Origin of the sequence: Gemmatimonas sp. (assembly GCF_044376735.1) — a bacterium.
GTDB lineage: Bacteria > Gemmatimonadota > Gemmatimonadetes > Gemmatimonadales > Gemmatimonadaceae > Gemmatimonas.
This window is the reverse complement of sequence record NZ_JBILKJ010000273.1, coordinates 1-2,699: the sequence shown is the minus strand read 5'-3', so window position 1 is coordinate 2,699 and position 2,699 is coordinate 1. Positions and strand designations below refer to the sequence as shown.

The following is a 2,699-nucleotide window of genomic DNA, read 5'->3' as shown; positions in this document are numbered from 1 at the left end:
CGCGCCTTGAAGAACACGTAGCCGTCGTTGTCCATGGTGCACGCATCACCGGTAAGGTTCCAGCCGCCCCGCACGTAGGTGGTTTGTCGCGCGTCGGCGAGATAGCGGCAGCCGGTGGGACCACGCACCGCCAGGCGGCCCACCTCGCCAGCTGGAACTTCGCGCAACTCGTCGTCGAGTACGGCCACGGTGTAACCGGGGACGGCACGGCCGATCGCACCACGTCGCCAATCCTTCCCTGCCGCGCCGATGAACACGTGGATCAATTCGGTGGCGCCGATGCCATCGAGCATCTCGATGCCGGTCGCCTCGCGCCACAGCGTGCGCGTGGCGTCGGGGAGTGCCTCGCCAGCGGACACACACACGCGCAGCGACGTGGTGTCGAAACGCCCCGGCTGCTCACGGATCGCGATCGCCATGTGCCGATAAAACGTGGGGGCGGTAAAGGTGATCGTGGCACCGGTCGCGCCGATGGCATCGAGCAGGCTCTCCGGTGACGCGCGCTCGAGCAGCACGACACTGGCGCGCGCCGCCATCGGAAAGCACACCAGACCACCCAGCCCGAAGGTGAACGCGATCGGTGGTGTGCCGATGCACCGATCGTTGGCCGTGATACCCAGCACTTGCTCGGCAAACCCACTGCACATCGCCATCACGTCGCGGTGGAAATGCATGCACCCTTTAGGAATGCCGGTGGTACCCGACGTGAACGCGATGAGCGCCACATCGTCGCTGGCCGTCGCCACCGCGGGAAAGTCGCCGGTGTGCCGCGCCATCGCGCGTTCGAGCGTATCGGCGCCCTCGCCACCCCAGCAACGCACGGCGCGGATGGATGGCATGTCTTCCGCTGCACTGACCAGCTCGTCCAGCAGCCGCGCATCGCACAAGGCGGCGTTGCACTGCGCACGCTCGATCACCATGCGCAGCTCGCCGGCGCGCAGCATCGGCATCGTGCTCACGGCCACCATGCCCGCCTTGAGGGTAGCCAGCCACGCCACCGTCATGAAGCGGCCGTTGAAGCCGCGGCACAGTACGCGATTCCCCGACACGAGGCCGAGGTCGTGCACCAGCACGTGCGCCAGCGCATCGACCTGGGCCGCCAGCTGCGCATACGTGGTTTCCTCCCATCCGCCGGCGCCATCCGGCACCACGATCGCCACACGATCACCGTGCCCTTCGCTGATCGCGCGATCCAGCAGCTCCACCGCCGCATTCAGTTGCGGCGGCACGGCGTACACGCCGTCGAGCGTAATGACCGGCCACTGCTCGGCCGGCGGCAGCTGCGCGCGGGCGAAGCCGTCCACGTGGCCGCTGGGGTGTAACGGCATAGTCGCGTGTGCGGATGGCGTTGACATGGTGTGACCTCAGCGCTGACGGTGACGCTTCAACGTTTCGCGCCCCACGAGCAGGCGCTGTACTTCGGTGGCGCCCTCGTAGATGCGAAGCGCGCGCACGTCGCGATACAGCCGTTCCACCACTTCGCCCACGCGCACCCCACGACCACCATGCAACTGCAGCGCGCGGTCGATCACCTGCTGCGCGAGTTCGGTACCCGCCAGCTTGGCCATCGCGGCCACGCCGGTGCTGCGCGTGCTCTGCGTGTCACGATGCCACGCCGCGCGGTAGGTCATGAGGGCCGCGGCATCGAGATCGGTGGCCATGTCGCCCAGAATCGCCTGCGCCAGCGGCTGCGCGCCGAGCGTGGTGCCGAACATGGCGCGCGACTCCGCCTGGGTGAGCGCCTCGTGCATGGCGCGACGCGCGAAGCCCGTGGCGGCCGCTGCCACCGATACGCGGAAGATGTCGAGCGTGCGCATGGCGAGCGCGAAGCCTTCGCCCTCAGCGCCCAGCAGCGCGTCGTGCGGGACGACGCACGCGTCGAACGACAGCAGCGCCAGCGGATGCGGCGACATGACCGTGATGCGCTCGGCAATGCGCAGCCCCGGCGTATCGGCCCGCACGAAAAACGCGCTGATGCCTTTGGCGCCACCTTCCTCGATGCCCGTGCGCGCGAACACGCAGTAGAAATCGGCGATGCCACCGTTGGAGATCCACGTTTTCGCACCGTCGAGCTGCCAGCCGGCATCGGTGCGTGTGGCACGCATGCGCATCGCCGCCACGTCGGAGCCGGCATCGGGCTCGGACAACGCAAACGCGGCGATGGCACTCCCCGACGCCACACGCGGCAGCCACTCCCCGCGCAGAGCATCGCTACCGCCGAGGGTAATCGCTCCCGAGCCCAACCCCTGCATGGCAAACGCGAAGTCGGCGAGTCCATCATGCGCCGCCAGCGCTTCGCGCAACACGCACAAGGCGCGTGAATCGAGCGTGGGGAGCGCGCCGCCCCACGGCGCCGGCACGCAATAGCGCAGGAAGCCGGCGTCGCCCAATCGGCGCACCCACGCGCGGCAGGCGTCGTCCACCTCGGCCTCACTGCTGGCCAGCGGTTCAACGCCCTGGGCCGCGGTCCACTCGGTGACCGAGGTCGCGAGCGCGCGATGCGTGTCGTCGAAGAACGGCCAGGCCAGATGATCGATGGCGGCATGCATGCTCAGTTCCCCTCGAACATGGGCGACTGCTTGGCGGCGAAGGCGTCGAAGGCCCGGCGGAAGTCCTGCGTGCCCATGCACAGCGCCTGCGCCTGCGCTTCCATCTCGATGGCCTGATCGACCGACACGTTCCACTCTTGTTGCAGCATC

The 2,699-nt window shown here is 68.5% G+C and carries 2 protein-coding genes and 1 pseudogene; all 3 read right to left on the bottom strand.

The genetic code is table 11. From position 1 onward, the window contains the following. The coding region (locus ACIRA7_RS16560) for an AMP-binding protein (protein ID WP_396221933.1) at positions 1–1,355 on the bottom strand (1,355 nt) is incomplete at its 3' end. Positions 1,356–1,364: 9 nt separating this feature from the next. Beyond that, positions 1,365–2,549, bottom strand: coding sequence for an acyl-CoA dehydrogenase family protein (locus tag ACIRA7_RS16555; protein ID WP_396221932.1), 1,185 nt, complete (start codon positions 2,547–2,549; stop codon positions 1,365–1,367). A 2-nt stretch (positions 2,550–2,551) separates the two neighbouring features. Beyond that, positions 2,552–2,699 (bottom strand): annotated as a pseudogene (locus ACIRA7_RS16550) (enoyl-CoA hydratase); the annotation flags it as partial.

Bases quoted from the DNA above. Each gene is read 5' to 3' on its own strand.
- ACIRA7_RS16555 (WP_396221932.1), bottom strand. From the start codon at position 2,549: ATGCATGCCGCCATCGATCATCTGGCCTGGCCGTTCTTCGACGACACG.